The following is a 19764-nucleotide window of genomic DNA, read 5'->3' as shown; positions in this document are numbered from 1 at the left end:
TTCGGAAGGCCCACAAATTGGCTTGCAACGGGCGAGCCGTGATGGCCATTTTCAGGCATCCGTTCGTCGAAACGCGCATTGCGTCGATTCATGTTATCTGCGAACGTTTTTGGCGATGGGCAAGGACTCGACCATGACTCCGACGGGGCTTACCGGCCGCTCTGTATTCCTCGTCGAAGACGAGGTGATGATCAGGATGATGGTCGCGGACATGCTCGAGGAGCTTGGCTACAAGATCGCAGCCGAGGCTGGCGACATCACCGAAGCCATGCGGCTCGCCCAGGCAACCGAGTTCGACATCGCCATTCTCGACGTCAACGTCAACGGCAAGGTCATCTCGCCGGTCGCCGATGTCATCAAGGCGAAGGGCTGCCCGTTCATCTTCGCCACCGGATACGGCTCCTCCGGCCTGCCCGAGCAGTACCGCGATCGGCCGGCGCTTCAGAAGCCGTTTCAGCTCGACGCCCTCGGCAAGACCATCGAAGCCGCTCTTCGCGGCGGTTAGGCCGCGTTCGAGGTCGAATTACTTCAGCGTCGCACTCAGCGCCTCGGAAAACGCCTCGTTGGTCCGGTCGAGCCTGAGCGGCGTGACGGAGACGTAGCGTTCGCGGAGCGCCGCGAGATCGGTGCCTTCAGCGGGCGTGTCCATCATCGCGGTGCGCTCGAAGCCGATCCAGAAATAGGGATTGCCACGGCCGTCCTTGCGCTCGTCAATCTTGAGGAAACCGAGATTGCGCTTGCCCTGCCGGGTCACGCGAATGCCGAGCACATCTTCCGGCGCGCAGGCCGGGAAGTTGACGTTGATCACCGTGTCCTTCGGGATGCCGGCGGCGATCACCTTGCGCAGGATGTCGGGCCCGAATTTACGCGCAGTGTCCCACAGCGGCCGGTCGCGGGTCTCGACGCTGAACTCCTGCGACAGGGCGAAAGACGGCAGCCCCAGGATGGTTCCCTCCAGCGCACCGGCGATGGTGCCGGAATAGACCACGTCCTCGGCGACGTTGCGGCCCTTGTTGACGCCGGACAGCACGACATCGGGCAGCTTGGCGCCGAGGATGTGGCGGGCGCCCATGATGACGCAGTCGGTCGGCGTGCCGCGCACGGCGAAGTGTCGCGGTCCGACCTCGCGCAGGCGCAGCGGATCGTTCAGCGACAGCGAATGCGACACGCCGGACTGGTCGAGCTCAGGCGCGACAACCCAGACGTCATCGGACAATGCGCGCGCGATCTCCTCCAGAACCTTGAGGCCGGGGGCGTGGATGCCGTCGTCATTGGTGCAGAGAATGCGCATGGGAAAAGTCGATTCCTGAAGCGGGTCTGAGCCGTTTTATCCGGCCGGGGCCGATCAGGCAAACCGGACGGTTCGGGCCGGCGGCAGGTTTCCGGCCTGGTCCTGTTAGCGACGGACGCGCCATTGCGGCAGGAAGCGCGCCAGCCGGCCCTCCGCGTGCAATTTCATCGCCGGCAGGACCGGGGTCACGATCGGCGCCTCGATGACGCCGAGCGCCTCCAGCTGTGCGACGAACGGGTCCGCCACCGGCGCCTGCGGAAAGCGTTCGCGTGCCAGCGTCAGTGCCTGGTCGAAATCGGCTGCATTCACACCGGGCTTGGCCCGCCGGTTCCGGACCAGATCGTCGTCCCAGAGCCGCTTGATCTCGATGTCGAGCACGCCGCGCAGCCGCTGATCGACAGCCTGAATGCCGGCACCCGTCACCGCCCATTGTCTGCCGACCCAGAAGATGTCGCGGTGCAAGGCCATGAACGATGGGTTCGCGTTGTCGGGTGGCCGGCAGGATAACCGGCCGCCCGATCTTCGCAACCAAACGTTTCTCCGTTTCAGATTGGCAGCACGCCTAGTCGCGTGCGACCACCTTCAGCCCGCCCATATAGGGCTGGAGCACGCTGGGGACCGCAATCGAGCCGTCCTCCTGCTGATAGGTCTCCATCACGGCGATCAGCGCGCGGCCGAGCGCGGTGCCGGAGCCGTTGAGCGTGTGCACGAACCGCGGCTTGCCATCGGAGCCGCGCGAGCGCGCGTCCATCCGGCGGGCCTGGAAATCGCCGCACACCGAGCAGCTCGAGATCTCGCGGAATGCCCCGCCGTCGCCCTGGCCCGGCATCCAGACCTCGATGTCATAGGTTTTTTGCGACGAGAAACCCATATCCCCGGTGCACAGCGTCATCACGCGGTAATGCAGCTCGAGCCGCCGCAACACTTCCTCGGCACAGGCGAGCATGCGCTCGTGCTCGTCCTTGCTCGTCTCGGGCGTCGTGATCGAGACGAGTTCGACCTTGGTGAATTGGTGCTGCCGGATCATGCCGCGGGTGTCGCGCCCAGCGGCGCCCGCCTCGGCGCGGAAGCACGGCGTCAATGCGGTGAGCCGCATCGGCAACTGCTTCTCGTCGAGGATGGATTCGCGGACGAGGTTGGTGAGGGCAACCTCGGCGGTCGGGATGAGGCCGAGGCGCTCGGTCATCAGCCGCTCCGGGTCCGGCGCGGCCAGGAGCTCACCCCTGATCGCCCAGAACTGATCGTCCTCGAATTTCGGCAACTGCCCGGTGCCGAACATCACCTCGTTGCGCACCAGCAGCGGCGGATTAACCTCGGTGTAGCCGTGCTCGTTGGTATGCAGGTCGAGCATGAACTGGCCGAGCGCGCGCTCCAGTCTCGCCAACCCTTTCTTGAGCACGACGAAGCGCGCACCCGAGAGTTTTGCCGCTGCCTCGAAATCCATGTAGCCGAGAGCGGTCCCGAGATCGTCGTGCAGCTTCGGCGCGAAGCCGTAATTGCGCTTGTTGCCGAACACATGGTGCTGAACGTTGCCGTGCTCGTCGACGCCATCGGGCACTTCGTCTAACGGGATGTTCGGAATCGCGGACAGCTCTTTCGTCAGCTCCTCGTCGGCAGCCTTCGCGGTCGCCTCGAGCTCCGGCATCGTGGTCTTGAGCTCGGTAACTTCCGCCATCAGCTTCGCCGCGCGCGCCTCGTCCTTGGCCTTCTTGGCATCGCCGATTTCCTTGGAGGCCGCATTGCGCCGCGCCTGCGCCTGCTCGGAAGCCAGGATCGCCGCACGCCGGGTCTCGTCGATCGCAAGCAGCGACGCCGACAATGGCTTCAGGCCGCGCCGTGCGAGGCCGGCGTCGAAGGCTTGCGGGTTGTCGCGGATCGATTTGATGTCGTGCATGGCCGAGGTCCTGGGGCAGCGCGTAAACATACAACGGCGAACGTCGTCAGTTTACATCAGCGCGTCTCCTAGCACGGCTGTCATCATCCGCGAAGGCGGATGATCCAGTATTCCAGAGACGTCAGTGATTCCCCCGAGAGGCCGCGGCGTACTGGATTCCCCGCTCCAGTGCGCAATTGCGCACAAGACGAGGAATGACAGGGGAGTCGGGCGCCCTATTCCGCCGGATTGGCCGGCGTCGATACGTCCGTGCCTGTGGTGGCCTTTGACGCTGCCACCTTCTTCTCCACAATTCCCACCGCGATGATCGAGCCCTCGTAGAGCGCGAGCAAGGGGATCGCGAGCGAGCACTGGCTGAGCACGTCGGGCGGGGTCAGAACGGCCGCGATGACGAAGGCGACGACGATGAAATAGCGGCGCTTCTCGCGCAGCATTTTTGACGTGACGATGCCGATGCGGCCGAGCAGCGTCAGGATCACCGGAAGCTGGAAGGCGATGCCGAAGGCGAAGATCAGCGACATCATCAGCGACAGATATTCGCCGACCTTGGGCAGCAGCTGGATCTGCGCGGTCTCGTCACTGCCGGCCTGCTGCATGCCGAGCGAGAAGCGGACCAGCATCGGCAGCACGACGAAATAGACCAGTGCGGCACCCAACACGAAGAAGAACGGGGTCGCGACCAGATACGGCAGAAAGGCCTGCTTCTCGTGCTTGTAGAGGCCCGGAGCGACGAACTTGTAGATCTGCGTCGCGACGATCGGGAACGAGATGAAGCCGGCGCCGAACAGCGCGAGCTTGAGCTGGGTGATGAAATATTCCAGCAGCGCGGTGTAGATGAATTTCGAGTTCTCGGGACCCGCGACCCACACGAACGGCCAGACCAGCACGTTGTAGATCTGCTTGGCGAAGAAGAAGCAGAAGATGAAGGCAATGCCGAAGCCAAGGAGCGCCTTGATCAGCCGCGAACGCAGCTCGATCAAATGGTCCATCAGAGGAGCTTTGCTGGCCTCGATATCGGCGGCGCTCATGACGCTTTGGCGTCCTTGATCGCCTCGGCCGGCGCAGTGTCCTGGATGACCGAATCTTGCGTGACCGAACCTTGAGCGACCTGCGCCTGCTCGACCTCACGGGTGATGGCGAGCGGCTCGTTCACGGCCGCATGTGCCTCGGCTTCCACGAAGGTTTCGGGCGTCGGCGCTTCCGGCGTGGTGGGCGTCGTCAGCGCTTCGCTTGAAGTCGCCGGCAATTCGCTTGAAGTCGCCGGCGGTTCGACAGCGGTGGTGGTCGAGGTCTCGGCCGACTTGTCCAGCGCATCGAGGCGGAGCGCGTCGCTGACGTCCTTCTGGAGCGAGGTCATCAGATTGTTGCCGGCGAAGCCGGAAGCCGCTTCCTTGACCTCGTCGAAGCTCTTCTTGAGGTCGGCCATTTCGGCCTCGCGCATCGCTTCCTGGAATTGGCCCTGGAATTCGGCGGCCATCTTGCGCGCCTTGCCCATCCACTGCCCGACCATGCGCAGCACGCCCGGCAGCTCTTTCGGGCCGATGGCGATCAGGGCCACGACCCCGATCAGGACCAGTTCACTCCACCCGATATCGAACATGAGGTCTTCCGTTCACGCCAGCCGCAGCCGGCCCAATCCCTCGCGCGCAGGATCGGGCGCTACCCGCGTCTCGCGTGCTCTCTGGCTTAGACGGCCTTGCTGCCGACGTCGGACCGTGCCGCGGTCGGCGCGGCATTGTTGTGCTCGATGGACTTGGCCGGCTCGGGCTTGTCGGCGACCTTGTCGTCGTCCTGCATGCCCTTCTTGAACGCCTTGATGCCCTGCGCCACGTCGCCCATCAGATCCGAAATCTTGCCGCGACCGAACAGCAGCAGGACCACTGCGATCACCAGGACCCAGTGCCAAATGCTGAGTGAACCCATCCTGCAACCCTCCAAACGCGCATGGCCGGGGACCGGCCGATCTTCACCGAAACCTAGGCTTGGCAGGTGTCAAAAACAAGGACCAAGGCAACGCCAATTCGCTGTTGGCGCTACGTAATTTTGCTAGTGTTAACTGGTCGCAGGGGGCCACTAAAAGGCCCGGACGTCAGTCCTCGCTGCCGCCCTCGCCACCCTCATGGCCGCCTTCCGACGGCGTCTCGGGCTCGACAGCAGGCGCCAGCGCGAGATCAAGGTCCTCGCCCGGCTCCAGCGGATCCTCGTCCTCACGCAAAGTCGGGTCATCCGACGGCGTCGGCACGCTGAATCCGGTCGGCAGGCGCGAATCCAGCAGGCCCGTGCCCTTCAGCTCCTCCAGACCCGGCAGATCGCCGAGCTGTTCCAGCGTGAACTGCGACAGGAAGTCCTCGGTGGTTCCGAAGGTCAAGGGACGGCCCGGCGTCTTGCGACGCCCCCGCGGCTTGATCCAGCCGGTTTCCAGCAGCACGTCCAGCGTGCCCTTCGAAGTGACGACGCCACGGATCTCCTCGATCTCGGCGCGCGTCACCGGCTGGTGATAGGCGATGATCGCCAGCACTTCGATCGCGGCGCGCGACAGGCGGCGGGTCTCGGTGCTCTCGCGGGTCATCAGCCAGGCGAGATCGCCCGCGGTGCGGAAGGTCCATTTGTTGGCGACCCGCACGAGATTCACGCCGCGCAGGGAATAGTCGGCCTGCAACTGCTCGAGCGCAGCCTTCACGTCCACGCCCTCGGGCATGCGCTTGGCCAGCGTCGCGGTGTCCAGCGGTTCATTCGAAGCGAACAGCAGCGCTTCCAGCAGCCGCAATTCTTCGGGACGTGCCTGGGACTCGTTCTCCATCGGCTCGGCCTCTTCTACCCGCACTTCAGCCAGGCTTGCCATGGCAGATTCTCCTTGTTGCACTTAAGCGACCGGCGCATCGGGCGCAGGAGCTGCGTCCATGACCGGCTTGGGGCGCCCCTTCCGGAAATAGATGGGCGCAAACGCCTCTTTCTGATTCAGCTCGAGCTGACCTTCGCGCACCAGCTCGAGCGCAGCCGCGAAACTCGAGGCGAGCACCGTCGCGCGCTGCGTCGGATCGGCGACGTGCTGCAGCAGAAAATCGTCGAGAACGCCCCAATCGTCCTGCTCGCTGATGCTGCCGACCAGCCGCTCCAGCGTGGCGCGCGCCTCGGCGAGCGACCACACCGTGCGCTTGGCCAGATGCACGCTCGCCAGCACGCGCGACTGGCGCTGCGCGGCATAGGCGGTGAGCAGGTCATAAAGCGTTGCGGTGTATTTCGGATGCTTGATCTCGGCGATCTGCTCGGGCTCGCCGCGCGGGAAGATGTCGCGCAGCAATTGCTGCCGGTTCATCAGCCGGTTGGCGGCTTCACGAATGGCCTCCAGCCGGCGCAGGCGGTTGGCGAGCGCCATCGCCATCTGCTCGGCGCTGGGGCCTTCCGCACTCGGCGGCTCCGGCAGCAGCAGGCGCGATTTCAGAAAGGCGAGCCATGCCGCCATCACGAGATAGTCGGCGGCAAGCTCGAGGCGGATCTTTCGCGCGGCTTCGATGAAGTGGAGATATTGGTCGGCCAGCGCCAGGATCGAAATCTTGGCGAGATCGACCTTCTGCTGCCGCGCCAGCGCGAGCAGCAGGTCGAGCGGACCTTCATAACCCTCGACGTCCACCACCAACGCCGGCTCACCCTCGGCGAGCTCTGCGGGCCGCCCGGTTTCAAACGATAGGATTTCTGCGGTCATGCCGATGCCGTGTTTGCCCGTGCGATCAATGCGTCCAGTTCGGCGCGTGCGGCCGCGCGATCGAACGGCTGCGGTCCCTTGCGCGCCGCGAGGGCGGCATTCGCCCGCTCCAGCGCCCTGCCCGCCAGTTCGGGTGTCTGGCCGGCGACCTCACGCATTTCCTCGATCTTGCCGTTGCAATGCAGGGCCATGTCGCAACCCGCCGCGAAGATGGCGCGGGTCCGCTCGGCGATATTGCCCGACAGCGCATTCATCGACACGTCATCACTCATTAACAAACCCTGGAACCCGATTGTGCCGCGAATCACCTCAGCGATCATTGTCGCAGATGTCGTCGCCGGATGGGCGGGGTCGACCGCGCTAAACACAACATGTGCAGTCATGGCCATCGGCAAATCCGCCAAAGGCTTGAACGCCGCGAAGTCGGTGCGATCCAGCTCGTCTCGCGGCGTGTCGACATTCGGCAGATTGAAATGGGTATCGGCCGTAGCTCGGCCATGGCCGGGGATGTGCTTGAGGACCGGCAACACGCCCCCCTGTTCCAGGCCCTCGGTGACCGCGCGGGCGATCGCGGCGACCTTTCCCGGTTCGGTGCCGTAAGCCCTGTTCCCGATGACGGCGTTGGCGCCAGCCACCGGCACGTCGGCCAGCGGCAAGCAATCCACGGTAATGCCGAGATCAGCGAGATCGGCCGCGATCAGCCGGGCACTGAGGCGCGCCGCGGTCAGCCCGAGCGCCGAATCAGTATCGTAGAGGCCCGCGAAAATAGCGCCCGGCGGATAGACCGGCCAATGCGGCGGGCCCAGCCGCTGCACCCGGCCGCCCTCCTGGTCGATCAGGACAGGGGCATCAGGAGAGCCCGCGGCCGCCCGCAATTCCGCAACGAGTGCAGCAACTTGAGCTGGCGTCTCGACGTTGCGCTTGAAGAGGATGAAACCCCATGGGCGTTCGCTCCGGATAAACTCCCGCTCGGCGGCGGTTAGTTCCGTTCCGGAAACGCCGGTAATGAAGGCCCGCGTGCTCATACGGCCGATTAACCCCGACCCGCGAGAGGGTCAAGGAAACGGCCGTTAATTCCTCTGGACGAAGCAGGCAGACAGGCCCGCGGATTTCAAACTGTTGCAGGCCTGGTTCGCCTCTTCGAGCGAGCCGTAGGGCCCAGCGAAGGCGCGGTAGACGATTCCCTTGCCCTTGTCGGTCAGGTCGACCCGCTTGACCACCGGTGCGCGGGAGCCGAGCACGCTGCCGTACTTGCTCTGAAGCACCCGGTAGGAGGCGTGAGCGCTGTCCTCGGTCTGCTGCGAGGAGACCTGCACGACGTAGCCGCCGCCACCGCTGCTCGCGGGCGCAATTTGCGTCGGATTGGTCGCAGCCATCCGCTGCGGCGGCTCCGCAGCCGGCGCCGATTGCGGCGCCAGCGAGAGCGGCTGATTGGCACTGGCATTGGCCGAGGTCGGCGGCGTGCGCGGTGCAGCGGGTGCCGCAACGGGCTTCGGCGGAGCTGCCGGCTTCGCGACGGCGGCGGCTTGCGACGCCGTGGCGTCGGTCTGATCGCCCTTCACGGCCACGGTCCTGATCGCGCGCGGCGAATTGTTCGGCAGCGTGCCGTTGCTCGGATTCGGTCCCGCACTCGACAACGGAATGCTGGACGGCGAGACGCTTGCGACCGGCGGCGGGTTCGCATTCTGGTTAAGCGGCGGGAACACGACGCGGGGACCTCCCGCCTTGGCGTTGACGTCGACCGGCGCCTCCTCGCGCGGCACGATCTTCTCGGTGCCATCACCAGTGACCATGCGGTCCGGCACCTTGGCCGAGGAGTCCGACGGCGCCGGAACGATTTTGGTCGGCGTGTTGTCGGCCTTGATGATCGGCGGCTCGCCGCTGCGGGGCGAGCCCACATAGGTCTTGTAGGCGAACGCAGCGCCGGTCCCGACCACGGCAAGCGCCAGGATCGCCGCCACGGTCATCATGCCGCCGCGCTGCTTCTTCGGCTCGTCGAGATCGGCCTCGGGATAGTCGCTCTGGAACGCGTAAGGATCGTCAGGATAGGCGGGATCGCGCTGGTAGTCCTGCTCGCCCGCCTCCAGCCGTCCGTAGAGCGCGTCGTCGTAGCGCGCCGGATCGGGCTGCTGATAGGCTTGCTGCTGATAGGCTTGCTCTTGGTAAGCCTGATCGTGCTGCTGGTAGGCCTGATCCTGATAGGCAGGAGGTTGATAAGCAGGAGCTTGATAGGCCTGATCCGGATAGGCCTGCGGCTGACGAAAGTCAGGTTCGGGCTCGGGCGCAGTCGGCTGGGCTGAATACCGATGCAGTGGATGAACCGGGTTTACGGAAGCGGGATAGGCAGGCTCAGCTGGCGCCGTCTGCGGCTGCACATTGGCGCGCCGCATCCATGAGGGTGGTCCGGGCGGCGGCGGTGCGGCCTGCTCGGCATAGTCCTGCTGGTCATCGTCCTGGCGATAGCCGTCGTCCTGATAGCTCTGGGCAGGCGCAGGTGCTGCTGGCGGGTGCGCGCCCGGCCGCCCTTGCGCTGCGAACGGATCGGTTTGCCCGATCAGGCGGGCAAGTTCGGCCAAGGGATCGCCGCTCCCATGCTGATCGCCACCGCGACCATAGTCATCGGAAGGAAACGGTCTGTCCTGATATCGTTCGGCCATCGTGATGATGCGTCCCTTCGGGAAAGCCGCGCGCCCCTCGACCAAGGCACGGCTTTCGACCCACAAGGCTTTCAACCAAGTCTAAGCGATCCGGCTTCTGCCGGTTACCCCCGAAATCCCTTAAGTAGTTCGCCCCAAACTACCGCATCTCGTCCGGAGCATGGACGCCGAGGATGGCGAGGCCCGATGCCAGGACAGAGACGACGCCCTGGACCATGGCCAGCCGCGCCTTCGTTAGATCTCCATCATTATTGATAATGAAGCGTAAATAGGGCAAATCGCGCCCCTTCGTCCAAAGTGCGTGAAATTCGCTCGCTAAGTCATAGAGATAGAAGGCAATTCGGTGCGGCTCGTGGGCGCTTGCAGCCGCTTCCAGCATGCGCGGAAAAATTGCGAGCCGCTTAAGAAGGTCGAGCTCAGCCGGGTCCGACAGCCGTTCCACCGCCGACTCACCGAGCCAGGCGATGCGCTTTTCCGTTTCCTCCGGAAGTTCCGGGAACACCTCGACCCGGGCGTTGCGGAAGATGGAATGGCCGCGGGCGTGGCCGTACTGCACATAGAACACCGGGTTGTCGCGCGACTGTTCCATGACCTTGGCGAGGTCGAAGTCGAGCACCGCGTCGTTCTTGCGGTAGAGCATCATGAAGCGGACGGCGTCCTGGCCGACTTCATCCACCACCTCACGCAAGGTGACGAAGTCCCCGCTCCGCTTGGACATTTTCACCGGCTCGCCGTTGCGCAGCAACTTCACGAGCTGGACGATCTTGACGTCGAGCGTACCCTTGCCGGAGGTCGTCGCCTTCACCGCCGCCTGCATGCGCTTGATGTAGCCGCCATGGTCGGCGCCCCAAACGTCGATCATCTCGGCAAAGCCACGGTCGAACTTGTTCTTGTGGTAGGCGATGTCGGCGGCGAAGTAGGTGTAGGAATTATCCGACTTGATCAGCGGGCGATCGACGTCGTCGCCATAGGCGGTCGCCTTGAACAGCAACTGTTCGCGGTCTTCCCAATCCTCGGCCGGGGCCCCCTTTGGCGGCGGCAGACGGCCCTGGTAGATGTCGCCCTTGGCACGCAGGAAATCGATGGTCTCGGCGACCTTGTTGTTGCCGGCGTCCAGCAGCGAGCGCTCGGAGAAGAACACGTCGTGGCGGATGTTGAGCGCGGCGAGATCGTCCTTGATCTCGTCCATCATCATCGCGATCGCCTTGGCGCGTACCGCCGGCAGCCACGCGCCCTCGCTCATGGCGAGGAGTTTGTCGCCGTGCTCTTTGGCCAGCGCCTGCCCGACCGGCTTCAGATATTCGCCGGGATAAAGACCTTCCGGGATCGCGCCGATGTCCTCGCCGAGCGCCTCGCGATACCTGAGGAACGCGGAGCGTGCGAGCACGTCGACCTGGGCACCGGCGTCGTTAATGTAATACTCGCGCGTGACGTCACGGCCTGCGAACTCCAGCAGGCTCGCCAGCGCGTCGCCGAACACGGCGCCGCGGCAATGGCCGACATGCATCGGCCCGGTCGGGTTGGCGGAGACATATTCGACGTTGACCTTGGAGCCGCCGCGGGCGCGGCCGTAATCGGCGCCTTCGCGCAGCACGGTCCGCAGTGCCTCGGTCCATGCGGCCGGCTTCAGCGTCAGGTTGATGAAGCCGGGACCGGCGACGTCGACCTTCGTGATCAGCGGGTCCGCGCGCAGCCGTTCGGCGATCTGCTCGGCGAGGTCGCGCGGCTTTGCCTTTGCCTCTTTCGCAAGCACCATGGCCGCATTGGTCGCCATGTCGCCATGGGAGGCATCGCGCGGCGGCTCGACCACCACGCGCGAGAAATCGATGCCCTCGGGCCAGTTGGATTCCGCCGCGAGCGCGTGGCAGACGGCGTGCACGCGCGCGAGCACGTCGGCGAACAGGTGCAGTGCTGAGGATGTCTCGGGCATGGGCGCCGCCTAACGCAAATCCGGGGTCGAGTCAAAGAGCCGCTGGTGCTCGGTCAGGGCGAAACGGTCGGTCATTCCGGCAATGAAATTCCCGATCCGGCGGGCCCGGTCGCCCTCATTGTCCGCCTCCGCCCCGACCAGCCATTCCGGCGGCAGCTCGCCGGGCGATGTGAGGTATTTTGCGAACAGGTCGAACAGGATCTGTTCCGCCTCGCCCATCACCCGCATCACCCGCTTGTGGCGGTACATGTGCTGATAGAGAAAGCGCTTGATGGCGGCCTCCTCCTCGGCAACCGCGGCGGGGAACGCGATCAATGCCCGGCTCTGCCGGCGCACGTCCTGAGCGGATTGCGGTTTCACGGCCGCAAGGTTGGTCTGCGCCTCGGCGAACACGGCACCGATCAAGTGCGAGATCAGCTCGCGCACCAGTTCGGCGCCGCGCCTGACGTCTTCGAGATCGGGGTAATGCGCAGAAGTCTCGGCGATGATCTCCGCGGTCAGCGGCATCACCTTGAGGTCGTCGAGGTGAAACAGGCCGGCGCGCAGGCCGTCGTCGATATCGTGGGCATCATAGGCGATGTCGTCGGCGATCGCGGCGACCTGTGCCTCCAGCGAGGCGAAACTCCACAATTCGAGATCGTAGGTCTTGATGTAGTCGGCAATGCCGACGGGAATCCCGTGCTCGCGATAACGCCCGACCGGCGCACCGCTGCGATCGGTCAGCGGGCCGTTGTGCTTGACGATGCCCTCCAGCGATTCCCAGGTCAGGTTGAGTCCGTCGAATTCGGGATAGCGGTGTTCCAGCGCCGCAACGACGCGGAGCGTCTGGGCGTTGTGGTCGAAGCCGCCGAAATCCTTCAGGCAGGCGTCCAGCGCCCGCTCGCCGGCGTGCCCGAACGGCGGATGGCCAAGATCGTGGGCGAGCGCCAGGGTTTCCGTGAGGTCCTCGTCCAGCCCGAGCTGCCGCGCCAGCGCGCGGGCGATCTGCGCCACCTCCAGCGAATGGGTCAGCCGGGTGCGGTAATGGTCGCCCTCGTGGAACACGAACACCTGAGTCTTGTACTTCAGCCGGCGGAACGCGGTGGAATGGATGACCCGGTCGCAATCCCGCCGGAACGGGCTGCGGGTCCGGCTCGGCGGTTCCGCGACCAACCGGCCGCGGCTGCGTTTGGGATCGCAGGCATAGGGCGCGTGGGGGGCAGCCATTCCGACGGACACGGCGAATTTAGTCCCTATCCATTTGATTCTGCGTATGGTGGCACTTAACTATGCCGGACGCGGGATACCAACTGAATTGGGCAAGCGACCCTCAGGTGACCTTGGTGTGACCGCGGGCCTATCGGAGACGAACGATGACGACTGACGTGACCATCAGTGACAAGGCCGCACGCCGGATTGGGGAGATCCTCAAGGGCGAAGGGTCTGGCGCGATGCTGCGGATCTCGGTCGAGGGCGGCGGCTGTTCCGGCTTTCAGTACAAGTTCGACATCGACCGTGCCCGCACCGACGACGATCTCGTGATCGAGCAGGACAATGCGGTGGTGCTGGTCGATTCCGCCTCGCAGCCGTTCCTGGCGGGGTCGCAGGTCGATTTCGTCGACGATCTGATCGGCGCCTCGTTCCGGGTCAACAATCCCAACGCCACGGCGTCCTGCGGCTGCGGGACCAGCTTCTCGATCTGACGTCCAGCTAAGCCCCGGTGATCTGCCTTTCCTCGTCCGTCCAGTCCGCCTCGACCGGCATCTGCTCGGGCTGAAGCGGTGCGTCCTCGGACACCCATTGTCCGTCCAGCGCACGCAGCAGCGCCGTGACCAGCGCAGGCTTGCGCAGCGGTTTGGCGAGGAAGTCGGACATCCCCGCCTCGCGGCAGATCTTGACGTCCTCGGGGAAGGCATTGGCGGTCAGCGCGATGATCGGCAAGGCCGCGAAGCGTCCGCCCTCGGCGCGGATCGCGCGGGTCGCGGCAAGGCCGTCCATCTCGGGCATGCGCACGTCCATCAGCACGATATCGAAATCGCCTTCGGACACGGCCGCGACGGCCTCGACACCGTCGGTCGCGACGCGCAACTCGACCTCGAAGGCGCCGAGCATCTTGCTCACGACCATGCGGTTGACGGCATCGTCCTCGGCGACCAGCACCTTCAGCGGTCGATCGAGGCCCGCGATGCGCGCCTTGAGATCGTCGGCTTCCTCGCGGCCTGCGTCGTGATCGGACGTTCGCATCTGGCTCCACGGCAGCACCAGCGTGAAGCGGAAGGTCGAGCCTTCGCCCGGCGTGGAGGTGACGCCGATAGTGCCGCCCATCTGCTCGATGATGCGCCGGGAGATCGCTAGGCCCAGCCCGGTGCCGCCGAAGCGGCGGCTGATCGAGGCGTCGGCCTGGGCGAAGTCGGAGAAGAGCTGGCCGAGCTTCTCGGGCGCGATGCCGATGCCGCTATCGGTCACGCTCCATTCGACGGTGGCGAGCAGATCGCGGCGGGCCTGACAGACGGCCGCGATCGTGACTTCGCCCTCGTCGGTGAACTTCACCGCGTTGGAAGCGAGATTGAGCAGCACCTGGCGGATACGCGCGACATCGCCGCGCAGGGTCGGCGGCAGGTTGGGATCGAGCTCGACCTTGACGGCCAGCCCCTTGCTCTTGGCGCTCGCGCGCACGACGGTCGCCACTGCCTCGACCAGCGCCTGCGGCGCGAAGTCGATCACCTCGAACGCGAAGCGTCCGGCCTCGAGCTTGGAGAGGTCCAGGATGTCGTTGAGAATGCGCTGGAGATTGTCGCCGGACTCGCGGATCGTGGTGACGGCCTCGTGCTGCTCCGGATCGAGTTTTGTCTCCAGCAGCATGCTGGCAAGCCCGAGCACGCCGTTCATCGGCGTGCGGATCTCGTGACTCATGACCGCGAGGAAATCCGATTTGGCACGGCTCTCGGCCTCGGCCTTTTCCGCGCGCCAGCGCTCGGTCACGTCGCGGCCGAAGCCGCGATAGCCGAGGAATTGACCGTCGCGGTCGTAGGCCGGCTTCGCAGTGAGCGACCACAGCCGCGCCTCGCCGCCTGCGACGACCTTGAGGTTCATCTCGTGCAGCGGTTCGGCGTGCTCCATCAGGCCGACGACGTTATAGGCCGCGCTCTTGTCTTCGGGGCACAGCATGTCGAGCACGTCGGCGAAATGCGAGCCCTTCAGCAGCGGCAGCGGCAGCTGTGCGACGGCGGCGAAGCGCTCGGGCACGTCGACCAGATGCCCCTCGGCGTCGGTCTGCCACAGCCAGTCGCTGGCATTCTCCTGAAAATCCTTCAGCAACAGCGAAATGATCTCAGTCTTGCGCTCGAGCTCGAGCTGGGCCTTGAGATTGCCGAGGAACAGATTGCCTTGCGAGACGATGTTCCGCGCCATGAAGAACGCGAACAGCAGCAGAAACACCGCGGTCACGAGATACGGCCCGGTGCCGCACAACAGCAGCGCCGCGACGCAGGCGATCGTCGTCGTCGCGAGATAGACGAGGCCTGCGCGCGGGAAGGTCGAGAGCGTGAAGGCACCGCCGGACATCATGCCGACCATCAGGCAGGCCAGAACGAGCTGGCTGGTCGGCTCGATGCGACTGAACAGCGCGACTGGCAGCGTGCCCCAGATTGCGGCGAGGAAAAACGCCTGCCGCAACATCTGCCGCGCGGCGCGGGGCGAGGCTTCCTGCGGGGGGCTTTGGTGGGAGCGCCGCCACGCGCGCACCGCGAGCGAGGCGGCGGTCGCGAGGGTCATGCCCCAGATCGCGAGAAAGTCGTTCCAGCCCCTGCCCCAGAACAGGACCAGTACGACCGCGACGTTGAGCATGGTGACGGCCATCGTCACCGGGATCAGCCGTATCACCGCGTCGATCTGCTTGGCGCGGATGCGGCTCAGCTCGCGCTCGCTGAGACCGGCGGTCAGGCCGTCCTCGATCTCGTAGCCGCCGAGCCAGTACAGGAACGCGCCGATCAAGCCGTCGCGGGGCTCGGTTCGCTTCGTGGATTTGTCCGGCCGTCCCATTCGAAAAACCTTTTCACGATCAATGGCCCAGGCCCGACTTAAGCCGGGTTAATTTTGTGGGAGATTTCGCAGCGTCCTTGACGGCCGCGTTTGCATTTTGTTCTAACCATGGCCCCTGCCCGGAGCCACCAAGATGCCCATCAGAATAGCCACCTGGAACGTGAACTCGGTCCGGCAGCGGATCGACCTGCTGCTGACCTGGCTGAAGGAGTGCCAGCCGGACATCGTCTGCCTTCAGGAGATCAAATGCGTCGACGAGGCCTTCCCGCGGCTGGAGATCGAGGCGCTCGGCTACAACGTGGTCACCCATGGGCAGAAGACATTCAACGGCGTCGCCCTGCTCTCGAAGCTCCGGTTCGACGAGACCAAGTCAGGGCTTGCCGGCGACGACGAGGACGCCCATGCCCGCTTCCTCGAAGGCGTGGTGACGCTCAAGTCCGGCGTGCTGCGCATCGCATGCCTCTATCTGCCCAACGGCAATCCGGTCGGGACCGAGAAATATCCCTATAAGCTCAGATGGATGTCGCGGCTTCTTGAGTATTCGAAGGAGCGCCTCAAGACCGAAGAGCCGCTGATCCTCGCAGGCGACTTCAACGTCATTCCGCATGCCCGGGACGTCCATAATCCCGCCGCCTGGACCGAGGACGCCCTGTTCAAGCCCGAGACGCGGGAGAGTTTTCAGTCCCTGCTCGGCCTCGGCCTGACCGATGCGCTTCGGGCCGTCACCGACGAGCCCGGGCTCTACACGTTCTGGGATTACCAGGCCGGCGCCTGGCAGAAGAACCATGGCCTGCGGATCGACCATCTGCTGCTGTCGCCACAGGCCAGCGACCGGCTCGCCAATGTCGGCATCGACAGCTATGTGCGCAGCTGGGAGAAGCCGTCGGACCACGTGCCGGTGTGGGCGGATCTCGATCTTGAGGCGGCGTGAGGCCGCCTCAACCACTTACTCCCGGCGGCCCTGCACCCACTGCTCCAGCATCTGCAGGCACATGGCGCGATCATCGTCGGAGGCCTTTGCGAAGGCGCGGTTGTAGTTTTCCTTGATCCAGATCTCGTCGCTGCCTGCGCTGTCGCGCGCCAGCGTCAGCCACATCAGGCCGCGCGCGGCCTGCCGCGGCAGGCGGTCACCGTTGAACAGCATCTGGCCGAGCAGCGCCTGGGCCTCGTGCTGGCCCTTCTGCGCGGCAAGCCCAAGCCAGCGTGCGCCGTAGCGGAAATCCTCGCGCGAAGCGTCCGGTGTCTTCAGGTACAGGCGGGCGAGATCGTATTGCGCATCCGCATTGCCGAAATAGGACGCGGCATAGGAAAACATCTCCCGCGCCCGCTCCTGGTCCGGCTTGACCTTCGAATTCGGGATGCCGCTGAGATAATAGCGGCCGAGCGCTACAAAGGCGTTGGCGACGATCTGCGCCTGCGGCGCCGACGGGCTGTCCTCGGCGTGCGCGTTGGCGATCCGGGTGAAATACTCGAACGCACGCACATCGTCCTGGGCGACGCCGTCGCCATTGGCGTACATGCGGCCGAGCTTCCACTGCGCGATGGGGTGGCCACCCTCCGCGGCATATTGCAGGGCGCTGAGCGAGGTTTCCTGGGGCACGACTGGCGGTACATTGCGCACCTTGCCTGCTGCGCCCGGCAAGGTCGTGACCACCGGGATGGTCGCATCCTTCTGGCTGACGGGTGCGCCGTCAAAGGCGAGCGCCGGCGCGGCCAGCGCGGTAGCCCCCAACACAAACGCAACGATGGTACGCCTAGATGTCCGCATAGCACTGTTTCTCGTGCGCGCCGCCCGGATGGGTCACTGCCCCACCGACCGCTGGTCCAACCTGCTGAGCATATTTCCAGAGCGCGCCCGTCGTGTGGTTAGTCGCGCGAGCGGTCCATTTGGTCTTGCGCTGGGCAAGCTCCTGGTCGCTCAATTTTACGTTAAGGGCACCGGCGACCGCGTCGATCTCGATGATATCGCCGTCCTCGAGCAGCCCAATCGGGCCGCCGATGGCGGCTTCCGGCCCGACATGGCCGATGCAGAAGCCGCGGGTGGCGCCGGAGAAGCGGCCGTCGGTGATGAGCGCGATCTTGCCGCCCATGCCCTGGCCGGTCAGCGCCGCGGTGGTCTGGAGCATTTCCCGCATGCCGGGACCGCCCTTGGGCCCCTCGTAGCGGATCACGATGACTTCGCCTTCGCGGTAGGTGCGCTTCTGCACGGCCTCGAAAGCATCCTCCTCACGGTCGAAGCACCTGGCCGGACCGGTGAACCTGAGGTTGGACATTCCCGCGACTTTCACGATCGCACCTTCTGGCGCCAGATTGCCCTTCAGACCAACCACACCGCCGGTGACGGTGATGGGCTTGTCTGCCGGGTGCACCACGTCCTGGTGCGGATTCCACTTCACGCTTTTGAGGTTTTCGGCGATCGTTCGACCGGTGACGGTGAGGCAGTCACCGTGGAGAAATCCGTTGTCGAGCAGCGTCTTCATCAGAAGCGGTATGCCACCTACTTCAAACATGTCTTTGGCGACATAACGGCCGCCCGGCTTCAAATCCGCGACGTACGGTGTCTTTTTGAAGATTTCGGCGACGTCGAACAGGTCGAACTTGATGCCGGCCTCGTGCGCGATCGCCGGCAGGTGCAGTGCAGCATTGGTCGAGCCACCGGACGCGGCGACCACGGCGGCGGCATTCTCCAGCGCCTTGAGGGTGACGATGTCGCGCGGCCGGATGTTTTGGGCGATCAGCTCCATGACCTGCTCGCCCGCGGTCATGCAGAAGGCGTCGCGAATTTCATAGGGAGCCGGAGCACCGGCCGAGTACGGCAGCGCCAGACCGATCGCCTCGGAGACGGTCGCCATCGTGTTGGCTGTGAACTGGGCGCCGCAGGCACCCGCCGAAGGGCACGCCACGCGCTCGATCTCGTCGAGGTCCTCGTCCGACATGGCACCGACCGAGTGCTTGCCGACGGCTTCGAACATGTCCTGCACGGTGACTTGCTGGCCCCGGAAATTGCCGGGCAGAATCGAGCCGCCATAGATGAAGATCGAGGGCACGTTGAGGCGGACCATCGCCATCATCATGCCCGGCAGCGACTTGTCGCAGCCGGCCAGGCCAACGAGGGCGTCATAGGCGTGGCCGCGGATCGTCAGCTCGACGGAATCGGCGATGCATTCGCGCGACGGCAGCGAGGAGCGCATGCCGTCATGGCCCATGGCGATGCCGTCGGTCACGGTGATGGTGCAGAATTCCCGCGGCGTGCCGCCGGCGGATGCGACGCCCTTCTTCACCGCCTGCGCCTGGCGCATCAGGGAGATGTTGCAGGGCGCGGCCTCATTCCAGCATGAGGCGACGCCGACGAAGGGCTGGTGGATCTGGTCGGTAGTCAGACCCATGGCGTAGAGGTAGGACCGATGGGGCGCGCGCGCAGGGCCTTCCGTCACGTGACGGCTCGGCAGCCTCTGCTTGATGTTGCTCTTCGCGTCCATCGCCAACCAGTTTCCCCGGCGAACCCTTTCAGACCCGAAAAATCAGAGCCAAGATTTTAATCGACCTTTTGAATCGACCTTGGGGATTTCCCGTCGCCTTCCAGGACCACCGCTGCCGCTAAAACATTTGAGTGATTTTATTCATGTCCGGGTGTGGCCAAAAAGCGGCGTCGATGCGAACGGACAGAGATGATGGTTAAATCCGTGACAGGTGTTGCACGGACGGCACAATCGTGGCCGGCAGGACACGATTGGAGCTTACTGCGATACCCCCGGCAGGAGGACAATCCGCAACTTCAGGCTTCAAGTACGTGCCTGCGCCGCAACTTCGGCGCGACGACGAGGCGCAGCCAGGGTGAGTCGCCGCCTTCATCATCTCCCCGCGCGTGCCCTACGCGCTGCAAAGGCCTCTGCGCTACGCACCGGAGACGCAAGGGTGGCGTGTGGCGCGCACTCTCTCAAAGCGTCTTTGCGAACTGAGCGAAGCAATCCAGAATCTTCCCGCGGCGGCAGACTGGATTGCTTCGCTGCACTCGCAATGACGGAGCATGAGGCAGTAGCGCCACTCTTCCAGCTCGCATCTTGAATTGTAGACACGCCTTCGCAGCCTCGCGGCGCATTTCGCCCGAGCTTTGCCTGGTCGCTCCGCCCTCCTTGTCCAAGAGGGCGCAGGGAAGGCCGGGTGCCGGCTGGCACCCGCGGTCCGCTGCGCGAAAGCACACGCAGGAAAACCGCACAGCAGCATACAGGTGTAGCCAATCACTCGGCCTTCCCTGCGCGATGGTCGGAC

18 protein-coding genes are annotated in these 19764 nt (G+C 64.9%); 3 read left to right on the top strand and 15 right to left on the bottom strand.

Annotated features, from left to right (window positions below; genetic code table 11):
* Window positions 1-133 precede the first annotated feature (133 nt).
* Complete coding sequence (locus AC0L3U_RS00090; protein WP_473360242.1) at window positions 134-505, top strand: response regulator; 372 nt, start codon at window positions 134-136, stop codon at window positions 503-505.
* 18 nt (window positions 506-523) lie between these two features.
* On the opposite strand, the gene surE is transcribed toward AC0L3U_RS00090, so the two are convergent.
* The 12 genes from surE to AC0L3U_RS00030 all read right to left on the bottom strand — a co-directional run bounded on the left by surE (window position 524) and on the right by AC0L3U_RS00030 (window position 12693).
* Window positions 524-1291, bottom strand: coding sequence for a 5'/3'-nucleotidase SurE (gene surE, locus AC0L3U_RS00085; protein ID WP_007610706.1), 768 nt, complete (start codon window positions 1289-1291; stop codon window positions 524-526).
* Between the two features lie 105 nt (window positions 1292-1396).
* On the bottom strand, window positions 1397-1759 hold the full coding sequence (locus tag AC0L3U_RS00080; RefSeq protein WP_473360241.1) for a hypothetical protein: 363 nt from the start codon (window positions 1757-1759) through the stop codon (window positions 1397-1399).
* Between the two features lie 94 nt (window positions 1760-1853).
* Window positions 1854-3185 carry a serine--tRNA ligase gene (serS, locus tag AC0L3U_RS00075; RefSeq protein WP_473360240.1) on the bottom strand — a complete coding sequence of 444 codons (1332 nt, stop codon included), beginning with the start codon at window positions 3183-3185 and terminating at the stop codon, window positions 1854-1856.
* Window positions 3186-3400: 215 nt separating this feature from the next.
* Window positions 3401-4213: a twin-arginine translocase subunit TatC gene (gene tatC, locus AC0L3U_RS00070; RefSeq protein ID WP_027518125.1), complete on the bottom strand. Its 813-nt coding sequence runs from the start codon at window positions 4211-4213 to the stop codon at window positions 3401-3403.
* Window positions 4210-4785, bottom strand: a complete 576-nt coding sequence (tatB, locus tag AC0L3U_RS00065; protein WP_473360239.1) for a Sec-independent protein translocase protein TatB — start codon at window positions 4783-4785, stop codon at window positions 4210-4212. The genes tatC and tatB overlap by 4 nt, the downstream gene beginning before the upstream one ends.
* Before the next feature lie 86 nt (window positions 4786-4871).
* Entirely contained in the window at window positions 4872-5108 is a 237-nt protein-coding gene (locus tag AC0L3U_RS00060) for a twin-arginine translocase TatA/TatE family subunit (protein WP_007610722.1), read from the bottom strand.
* Between the two features lie 166 nt (window positions 5109-5274).
* A complete protein-coding gene (gene scpB / locus AC0L3U_RS00055; protein WP_473360238.1) occupies window positions 5275-6027 on the bottom strand; it encodes an SMC-Scp complex subunit ScpB in 753 nt (250 codons plus the stop codon).
* Between the two features lie 21 nt (window positions 6028-6048).
* Window positions 6049-6888 (bottom strand): segregation and condensation protein A, encoded by an 840-nt coding sequence (locus AC0L3U_RS00050; protein ID WP_473360237.1) that lies wholly within the window; start codon window positions 6886-6888, stop codon window positions 6049-6051.
* Window positions 6885-7913: a beta-N-acetylhexosaminidase gene (gene nagZ / locus AC0L3U_RS00045; RefSeq protein WP_473360236.1), complete on the bottom strand. Its 1029-nt coding sequence runs from the start codon at window positions 7911-7913 to the stop codon at window positions 6885-6887. The genes AC0L3U_RS00050 and nagZ overlap by 4 nt, the downstream gene beginning before the upstream one ends.
* Window positions 7914-7958: 45 nt before the next feature.
* A complete protein-coding gene (locus AC0L3U_RS00040) occupies window positions 7959-9545 on the bottom strand; it encodes an SPOR domain-containing protein (RefSeq protein ID WP_473360502.1) in 1587 nt (528 codons plus the stop codon).
* A gap of 139 nt (window positions 9546-9684) precedes the next feature.
* Window positions 9685-11475, bottom strand: coding sequence for an arginine--tRNA ligase (gene argS, locus AC0L3U_RS00035; RefSeq protein WP_473360235.1), 1791 nt, complete (start codon window positions 11473-11475; stop codon window positions 9685-9687).
* A 9-nt stretch (window positions 11476-11484) separates the two neighbouring features.
* Complete coding sequence (locus tag AC0L3U_RS00030) at window positions 11485-12693, bottom strand: deoxyguanosinetriphosphate triphosphohydrolase (protein ID WP_473360234.1); 1209 nt, start codon at window positions 12691-12693, stop codon at window positions 11485-11487.
* A 134-nt stretch (window positions 12694-12827) separates the two neighbouring features.
* On the opposite strand from AC0L3U_RS00030, the gene erpA reads away from it, so the two are divergent.
* Entirely contained in the window at window positions 12828-13157 is a 330-nt protein-coding gene (erpA, locus tag AC0L3U_RS00025) for an iron-sulfur cluster insertion protein ErpA (protein ID WP_007610737.1), read from the top strand.
* A gap of 7 nt (window positions 13158-13164) precedes the next feature.
* Here the strand turns inward: erpA and AC0L3U_RS00020 are convergent, their stop codons facing one another.
* Window positions 13165-15495, bottom strand: coding sequence for a hybrid sensor histidine kinase/response regulator (locus AC0L3U_RS00020; protein WP_473360233.1), 2331 nt, complete (start codon window positions 15493-15495; stop codon window positions 13165-13167).
* Between the two features lie 133 nt (window positions 15496-15628).
* On the opposite strand from AC0L3U_RS00020, the gene xth reads away from it, so the two are divergent.
* Entirely contained in the window at window positions 15629-16426 is a 798-nt protein-coding gene (xth, locus tag AC0L3U_RS00015) for an exodeoxyribonuclease III (protein ID WP_473360232.1), read from the top strand.
* A gap of 15 nt (window positions 16427-16441) precedes the next feature.
* On the opposite strand, the gene AC0L3U_RS00010 is transcribed toward xth, so the two are convergent.
* Both AC0L3U_RS00010 and ilvD read right to left on the bottom strand, forming a co-directional pair.
* Window positions 16442-17263, bottom strand: a complete 822-nt coding sequence (locus AC0L3U_RS00010) for a tetratricopeptide repeat protein (RefSeq protein ID WP_456764191.1) — start codon at window positions 17261-17263, stop codon at window positions 16442-16444.
* The gene (gene ilvD / locus AC0L3U_RS00005) at window positions 17250-18974 is read right to left on the bottom strand and encodes a dihydroxy-acid dehydratase (protein ID WP_473360231.1); all 1725 of its coding nucleotides are present in this window, start codon (window positions 18972-18974) and stop codon (window positions 17250-17252) included. Before ilvD ends, AC0L3U_RS00010 begins: the two co-directional genes overlap by 14 nt.
* Between the last annotated feature and the right edge of the window lie 790 nt (window positions 18975-19764).

The sequence above is a fragment of the Bradyrhizobium sp. Kon69 genome (genome assembly GCF_055807515.1).
This window is presented reverse-complemented; position numbering and strand designations above follow the sequence as displayed.